The organism is Ancylomarina sp. (assembly GCF_041555295.1).
Lineage (GTDB): Bacteria > Bacteroidota > Bacteroidia > Bacteroidales > Marinifilaceae > Ancylomarina.
This window is the reverse complement of the sequence record NZ_JBFFKR010000140.1, coordinates 1-8,619: the sequence shown is the minus strand read 5'-3', so window position 1 is coordinate 8,619 and position 8,619 is coordinate 1. Positions and strand designations below refer to the sequence as shown.

The 8,619-nt window shown below is 38.7% G+C and carries 6 protein-coding genes; 2 read left to right on the top strand and 4 right to left on the bottom strand.

Going from position 1 to position 8,619, the window contains the following annotated elements; all coding sequences use genetic code 11:
* The coding region (locus ABY905_RS10640) for a hypothetical protein (RefSeq protein WP_372643485.1) at window positions 1-277 on the bottom strand (277 nt) is incomplete at its 3' end.
* Between the two features lie 361 nt (window positions 278-638).
* Here ABY905_RS10640 and ABY905_RS10635 point away from each other — a divergent pair.
* Both ABY905_RS10635 and ABY905_RS10630 read left to right on the top strand, forming a co-directional pair.
* Window positions 639-1,421: a helix-turn-helix transcriptional regulator gene (locus ABY905_RS10635; RefSeq protein WP_372643483.1), complete on the top strand. Its 783-nt coding sequence runs from the start codon at window positions 639-641 to the stop codon at window positions 1,419-1,421.
* Window positions 1,422-1,697: 276 nt separating this feature from the next.
* Window positions 1,698-5,060, top strand: coding sequence for a methylmalonyl-CoA mutase family protein (locus tag ABY905_RS10630; RefSeq protein ID WP_372643481.1), 3,363 nt, complete (start codon window positions 1,698-1,700; stop codon window positions 5,058-5,060).
* A gap of 86 nt (window positions 5,061-5,146) precedes the next feature.
* Here the strand turns inward: ABY905_RS10630 and ABY905_RS10625 are convergent, their stop codons facing one another.
* The 3 genes from ABY905_RS10625 to ABY905_RS10615 form a co-directional block, all read right to left on the bottom strand.
* Complete coding sequence (locus tag ABY905_RS10625; protein ID WP_372643480.1) at window positions 5,147-5,614, bottom strand: hypothetical protein; 468 nt, start codon at window positions 5,612-5,614, stop codon at window positions 5,147-5,149.
* Window positions 5,615-5,766: 152 nt separating this feature from the next.
* Window positions 5,767-6,426 carry an anaerobic ribonucleoside-triphosphate reductase activating protein gene (locus tag ABY905_RS10620; RefSeq protein WP_372643477.1) on the bottom strand — a complete coding sequence of 220 codons (660 nt, stop codon included), beginning with the start codon at window positions 6,424-6,426 and terminating at the stop codon, window positions 5,767-5,769.
* A gap of 11 nt (window positions 6,427-6,437) precedes the next feature.
* Complete coding sequence (locus tag ABY905_RS10615) at window positions 6,438-8,582, bottom strand: ribonucleoside triphosphate reductase (RefSeq protein WP_372643474.1); 2,145 nt, start codon at window positions 8,580-8,582, stop codon at window positions 6,438-6,440.
* Between the last annotated feature and the right edge of the window lie 37 nt (window positions 8,583-8,619).

Here is an 8,619-nt window from a genome sequence, read left to right as displayed (position 1 = left end):
GGAGCTTAAGCTTTACAATCTGCGCCTTCACCTTTACCATCTGGAGCTTAAGCTTTACAATCTGCGCCTTCACCTTTACCATCTGGAGCTTGAGCTTTACAATCTGCGCCTTCACCTTTACCATCTGGAGCTTAAGCTTTACAATCTGCATCCTCACCTTTACTATCTGGAGCTTGAGCTTTACAATCTGCGTCCTCACCTTTACCATCTGGAGCTTAAGCTTTACAATCTGCGTCCTCACCTTTACCATCTGGAGACTTAGCTTTGTCACTTGCACTCTTAGCTTTTTAATCTGAAAACATATCTTGTTCTGCTGGGCACTTATCTATTTTAAATTTCTCACATCATTGTTTGCTTCAGGCTTTTTTGTTTTTGACTGTATCTTTTTGTTTTGATAAAATGCAGCTTTCTTTATAAGCTTAGTGTGCTGGTTGTCTGATGTATTTGTTTTTCAATTTCACAAAGATTAAGGTTCGTCGTATTATCTTTTTGTACTGATTGTATTTATTATACCAACAAAGTTCTGGAAAGCTTCTTGTTGAAAAAATACCCACTAGGGAGTATTTTTTTTGACAAACGTCAGGTTTTAATTGCTAAATGATGTAAATTGATACCTCAAAGGCTTAATGTATAGGATCTTGATCGTTTATGACTCAGCTTTAATATCTGTCGATTTTAATGAATCGAAGGGCTTGCTTCTCTCCAAGTGGAAGCAGGCTGGTATGTCTGCTGCCGATTTTAAGAGTGAGCTGATTTTATGTCGCGACTTGTGCTGCAGCTTAAAAGTGCAACGAATAATTATGGATCAGGAGCAATTCTGTTTTATCATACCCAATGAATTATTTGTATGGATTGAAGATGAGATTAACCTGCCTGCTTACAGGGCAGGTGTTCAGGATTTAGTCTTTGTGCTGGCACAGGATAGCAAAACGCAGTTATCGGTCATGAATTCTCTCGATAAAGCTGATTCTGTTTTTAACCCCAAATTTTTTCATGATCAGCAACAAGCCATCGATTGGATTACAGCGAATAGAAAAAATAAGGCAATTGTTGAACCCAATCGACCTCCGGAAACCTTCGAACCCTGTATTGACATCAGCTTGAATCCCAATAAGACCAGAGCAACCATTAAGCTTGAGCTCCCAATTGATTCCCTGCCTCACAGTTTGCATGCCCTTAAACAACATATGGACAAGATAAATCACAGGCGTGAGAATTGGACTAAGTTTTCTTCTCTAACGAAACGGGAACAGATCATTTTAAAATTTTTGGTTAAATGTTTTCAGAACCAGGGAATTGCCAATAAGCTCTTTATCTCTGAAAAGACGGTGAAAACACATAGACGAAATATCATTAAGAAATTAGAGGCTAGGAATTTGATAGATCTGTACAAGTATGCTGAATCTTTTGATCTGATTTGAAACCAATTCACATGACGTGATTATTTAGGCTAAATTTTAAAATGCTAAGATCTACAGCCCGCATCAATTGGCTTCCTTGAGTCTTAAGAAGGGGACAAAAAGGGGATCTCGATAAAAAAGCACGCCTTCTGTTTTAAAATAAGGTGATAGAATAGGCCTTTGCTTTGCGTCAAATGTCTTTTGATAAAGTTGGATGTTCCATGTTGATATCTGGATAGATTCATATATTTATTGTATATTAATCAGCATATTAACCAAAGATTAACCACAAACCCTATGTACATTCCAAAGAACAAAATTCGTATTGTGACCACAGCCTCGCTCTTCGATGGTCATGATGCCTCAATCAATATCATGCGACGTATTTTGCAAGCTTCAGGAGCGGAGGTGATTCATTTAGGACACAATCGTTCTGTGCAGGAGATAGTCGATTGTGCTATTCAAGAAGATGTTCAGGCAATTGCTGTAACATCTTACCAGGGAGGGCATAATGAGTTTTTTAGATACATGAGGGATTTGCTTGTCGAACGAGATTCTGAACACATTCGAATCTTTGGCGGAGGTGGTGGTGTTATTTTACCTACTGAGATTGAAGAATTGGAAGCTTATGGTATTTCTAAAATATATTCTCCTGATGATGGTCGTGTACTGGGTCTGCAAGGCATGATTGATCATTTACTTGAGAACTGTGACTTTCCTACAGGTAAAGTGGTGAATGTTTCTATTGATCAGTTAAATAAAGCCAATCATTTCGCTTTAGCTAAGATGATTTCAGCTGTAGAGAATTATCCGGAAATGGTTTCTGATTTAATGGGAAAGCTGAGAGTTGAAGAACAGAAATCCAATTCTGTAACTCTTGGTATTACAGGAACAGGAGGAGCAGGTAAATCTTCATTGATTGACGAGCTGATTCGTCGTTTTTTGGATGTGTACCCCAATTTGCACTTGGCTGTTATTTCTGTTGATCCTTCTCGTCGTCGTACCGGAGGAGCTCTGCTGGGAGACCGTATTCGTATGAATTCAGTGCATTCCCCTCGCATTTATATGCGCTCACTCAGTACCCGTCAAACCAACCTGGCTTTATCAAAACACATTAAGGATGTTTTGAGTATCACAAAGAATGCAGGTTTCGATTTGGTTATTCTTGAAACCTCAGGTATTGGTCAGTCTGATACGGAGATTATTGATCATTCAGATTGTTCACTTTATGTGATGACCCCTGAGTTTGGTGCTGCAACACAGCTTGAGAAAATTGATATGTTGGATTATGCCGATTTAATAGCTATTAATAAATCTGATAAGCGAGGGGCATTAGATGCTTTACGCGATGTGAGAAAGCAATATCAGCGGAATCATTTATTATGGGAAGAGGAGCTCGAAAATATGCCTGTATTTGGAACGGTTGCTTCTCAATTTAACGATCCTGGTTTGAATGCACTTTTTAACGCCATTGCTGATAAATTGAACGAAATTAGACCAGGTGTTTTTGATCGTGATGTGACAAAAAGACTTGCCATAAGTGAAAAAATACAGGTTATCCCACCATCGCGTGTTCGCTATCTTTCTGAGATCTCAGAAACGATCATGAATTATAATAAACATAGCGAAGTCGAGGCGGATAAGGCCGACTTATTGTATTCGCTACAAAAAACAAAGGTGAAACTTCAATCTGATAGGAAAAGTGATGTATCACTTATATCGAAACTCGAGGCATTAATAATAGATACAGAAGATAAAATTGATAAAGAGAATCTGAAAATAATTAAGAATTGGCCCAAGAAGAAGAAGCAATTTACTGAAGATCATTTTAAATATCAGGTAAGAGGGAAAGAGTTTAAAATTACTACAAAAGGCGAAACCTTATCTCATAATAAGATTCCTAAAATTGCCTTGCCAAAGTATCGATCATGGGGTGATATTCTGAAGTGGAATCTGAGAGAGAACGTGCCAGGTGAATTTCCTTATGCAGCTGGTGTTTTCCCTTTTAAGCGCGAGGACGAGGATCCCATACGTATGTTTGCTGGTGAAGGAGGACCTGAACGAACCAATAAGCGTTTTCATTATCTCTCGAAAGGGATGCCAGCTGTTCGTTTGTCTACGGCTTTCGATTCGGTGACCCTTTACGGGGAAGATCCACACGAACGCCCCGATATTTATGGGAAAATTGGCAATGCTGGCGTTTCAATAGCTTGTTTGGATGATGCTAAGAAACTTTATTCGGGTTTTGATCTCGTGTCAAGCAAAACCTCTGTGTCGATGACTATTAATGGCCCATCGGCAGCTATGGTGGCTTATTTTATGAATGCGGCAATCGATCAGCAATGCGAAGTTTATATTCGTAAGAATGGCTTGGAGAAAGAGATCGAGAAGAAGATTGCTGCCATTTTTAAGCTAAGAGGAACAGAAAGGCCTGGCTATCAAGGAAAATTACCGGATGGGAACGAAGGTTTAGGATTGATGCTCTTAGGGCTTACTGGTGATATGGTTCTACCAGCTGATGTTTACCAGAAAATTAAGACTGAAACAATGTGTCGGGTACGTGGTACGGTTCAAGCCGATATCCTTAAGGAAGATCAGGCGCAGAACACCTGTATTTTCTCTACAGACTTTTCATTGAAGCTGATGGGAGATATCCAAGCCTATTTTATCGATCATGAGGTGAGAAACTTCTATTCCGTTTCCATATCAGGCTATCATATTGCTGAAGCGGGAGCAAACCCCATTAGTCAGTTGGCTTTTACCTTATCAAATGGTTTTACCTATGTGGAGTATTATTTATCAAGAGGGATGGATGTAAATGCTTTTGCTCCAAACTTGTCTTTCTTTTTCTCCAATGGTGTCGATGCAGAATACGCCGTTTTAGGACGCGTAGCTCGATTGATCTGGGCAAAGGCCATGAAGTTTAAATACGGAGCTGACGAGCGCTCTCAGAAGCTGAAATACCATATTCAGACCTCGGGAAGATCCCTTCATGCTCAGGAAATGGATTTTAATGATATCAGAACGACTTTACAGGCTCTTTACGCCATTTACGACAATTGCAATTCACTGCACACCAATGCTTACGATGAGGCTTTGACCACACCAACCGAGGATTCTGTTCGTCGGGCAATGGCTATTCAGTTGATTATCAATAGAGAGTTGGGTTTAACTATTAATGAGAATCCGATGCAAGGTTCTTTTATTATTGAAGAATTAACCGATTTGGTTGAAGAAGCCGTATTGCGTGAGTTTGATAGAATTTCAGAACGTGGTGGTGTGTTGGGTGCTATGGAGACCATGTATCAGCGAAATAAGATACAGGAAGAGTCTCTTTACTATGAAAGACTCAAGAATTCAGGTGGTTTACCCATTATTGGGGTGAATACTTTCCTGTCAAGTACAGGTTCACCAACTATTATTCCTGAGGAGGTGATTCGAGCTACCGAAGAAGAAAAACATTTTCAGATTAGCACGGTTGAAGGCTTGCATAAGACCTATGCTGAAGAAGCTCGTTTGAGTCTTAAATCCCTTAAAGAGAAAGCAATAGTTGGTTCTAACTTATTTGAAACTTTAATGGAGTCTGCCAAGTATTGTTCTATTGGTCAAATTACCCATGCGCTCTTCGAGGTCGGTGGGAAGTACCGTAGAAACATGTAAGTGGTTAAATTTTAATCAAATAATCCCAACCTGTATAAACAAGTTGGGATTCTCTTTTATGAATTTATTTGATTTGTGTTTGATATTTAGAAGACATATCGAACAGAAAGAGCAAAACCATCGCCCCATACACCAGAATAACCAACCAGATTGAAGGCAGGCTTCCAGTCTACACTCAGATTAATAGGAATCTCTCGGATATTATATTCCAGACCTAAAATTCCATCTAAACCAAGAACAGTGTAGTCCTTGCCATCATCTCCCCAGTGAGCATGATCTCCATCCCAGAATCCCAGGTGAGCACCAAAACCATAATACCAGTTAAAACCAGGTTCATTAAAAGCTTTAGCATGAATTTCATACAAGCCTGTTAGGTTTACGCCTTGCCATCTCGATGAAATGATCCCTTCTAAAGCAACATTGTTTCTAATAAAATGTTTGATAGTCAACCCATTTGCTGAACCCCCTCTAATTCCAATTCCCGTACCGTAATCTTGTGCCTGAGCTAGAGTGCATATGCAGAATAAACTAGCAATTAAAAACAGTTTTTTCATAATTTTCAGTTAAATGTATTGTGTGATGTATAAATACAAAAATAAACAATTTTGAATCCTTATCCATAAACTATTTGTTGATAGAATTATTGTCTATTTCCTCAAGTTACTGAATATTTATTTTTAGACGAAGATCATTTTTTTTTTTTTTATTAGAGGCTCATCTCGTTTAATTCACCTAAAGACCAGGCTTGATAATCGTGGTTTTCATTCAGCGTAATATCTGGCCTGAAGTTTTGTATGGTATAAGATGGTTTAAAACGATCTTTGAGGCTTTTGATTTGTTCAATTGTGTGTAAACCTTTTGCAACAGTTGTTCTAAACTCATATTCTATTTGGGATTCTTCTATCAGTTTGATTGACTTTAAAATATGATTAAAGTTTGGCTGACTTAAAAATTGCCCAACCGATATCTTGTAATGTTCAATACTTAGAATATGCTTTATATCCATGGATATGAAGTCTATTAACTTTTTTTTAATGAGATACATCAGCATATCAGGATTTGTGCCATTACTATCCAGTTTCACTTTTAATCCCAGTTGTTTAATTCTTGAAATAAAGTCAGGTAAATCCTTGTGAATACAAGGTTCTCCACCTGTGATGCAAACGGCATCTAACAAGTGTTGGTACTTTTGCCAATAGGCGAATAGTTCATCTTCCTTATAGCATGAACCAAATCTTTCAGGCAAGACCAAATCGGGGTTGTGACAGTACTCACAACGAAAATTGCAGCCCTGTGTAAAAACCACAGAGCTGATATTTCCAGGATAGTCGATAAGACTTTGTTTCTTAAATCCTGCTATTTGCATTTAATTCAGATTTAAACCTGTTCCAATTCTTTTATCTCAATCATCTTGTCAAAGAGTTTTCTGTCTTTGTATTCAGCTTGTTTGCCGTTATTCCATTGATCTACCGGACGCAGATAGCCAACAATTCGAGAATACACTTCGCAAACATTATTTTTACCTTCTGTTTCACACTTCGGACAAGTTTTGTGTTCGCCATAAATATAGCCGTGCTCAGGACAAATACTGAAGGTTGGAGAAAGAGTAAAGTAGGGCAGTTTAAAATTTTCGCAAATGGTCTTGGCTAATTTCTTAACGGACTCTGGAGGTAATTGACTCTCACCAACAAAGGTGTGAAATACGGTTCCGCCTGTATATTTGGTTTGTAGGTTGTCTTGCAGTTCCAGTGCTTCAAATAGATCATCGGTATAGCCTACGGGCAACTGGGTCGAGTTGGTGTAATAAGGTGCGGCGTCCTGTTCTTTTACCTGTTTTTCGTTGGCAACAATAATATCGGGATAGTCCTTTTTGTCGAGTTTAGCTAAACGGTAGGTTGTTCCCTCAGCTGGTGTGGCTTCTAAATTGTAAATATGTCCTGTTTCTTCCTGAAACTCCTGCAATTTGTCTCGCATAAAATCCATAATAGCTTCGGCAAAAGCATTGCCTTCCTTTGTTGTAATATCTGTTCCAAGGAAATTCAACAACAATTCGTTCATGCCCACAATCCCTATGGTTGAGAAATGATTGTCCCAGTAGGCACCATTCTTTTTATGGATGTTTCGAAGATAGAACTTGGAGTAGGGATACAAGCCATTCTCGGTGAGTTGTTCGATTACCTTACGTTTGATTTCCAAGCTGTTTTTAGCCAGCTCCATCAGTTTGTCAATTCTCTGGAGAAGTTCGCCTTCGTTCTTCGATTCGTAAGCCAGTCGTGGCAGGTTAAGTGTAACGACACCCACCGAACCTGTTAAAGGATTGGCACCAAACAAGCCACCGCCACGCGATTTTAATTCTGTGGTATCTAAACGTAATCGACAACACATGGAGCGAACATCGTCAGGAGACATATCAGAGTTTACGAAGTTCGAAAAATAGGGAATACCATACTTGGCAGTCATTTCCCAGATAGGTTGACGGTATTCGTTATCCCAATCGAAATCTTTAGTGATATTATAAGTTGGGATAGGAAAGGAGAAAATACGACCGCAAGCATCACCTTCTGTCATCACTTCAGCAAAGGCCTTATTAAATAAATTCATCTCATGTTGGTATTCTCCATAAGTCGTTTCCTGAATTTCACCACCAATTATCACAGCAGTGTCTTTCATGTTATTGGGAATTTCCAAATCGAGAGTAATATTGGTAAAAGGTGTTTGGAAACCCACACGGGTTGGAACATTCATATTGAAGATAAACTCTTGAAGAGCTTGTTTAACGTCTTTGTATGATAAATTATCGTGACGAATAAATGGCACCAAATAGGTGTCGAAGTTAGAGAATGCCTGAGCTCCTGCAGCCTCACCCTGCATGGTATAAAAGAAGTTTACAATCTGTCCAAGTAAGGTTCTAAAGTGTTTTGCAGGTTTGCTTTCAATTTTTCCAGGTACGCCTTTAAACCCAACATGAATAAGTTCCTGTAAGTCCCATCCCACACAATAAACGCTAACAAAACCTAAATCGTGAATGTGGAGTTTGCCTTGTTTATGTGCTTGTCCAATCTCAGTAGGATAGATTTGATTCAACCAATATTGTGAACTGATAATGGTGGAAATATGCTGATTCATTCCTTGTAAAGAATAGGATGAATTGGCACTTTCTTTAATTCGCCAGTCGTTGTTGTTTAGGTAATCATCGATAATGTCGATATTCGAAAAAAGTTCTTTTACATCTCTAATACCCTCGTGTTGTTTTCTATAGATAATATAAGCCTTGGCAGCTTGATATTGCTTTTGTTCGAAGAGTTCAAACTCAACTGCGTCTTGAATATCTTCGACACTGGGGGTATCCATTTTAAACTTTGAAATCACACTCTGGGTGATTTGCTCGGATAATTCTCGGTTGGGAATACCAACGGCACGCAATGCCTTGAATACAGCAAAAGTAATTTTTTGAGATTCAAAGGCTACGATGCGACCGTCGCGTTTTTGTACTGTTTTAATAGCACCATTAATTTTCATCATGTCTTAATTTTAAAATTAAACAATTAATGGTAGCAGG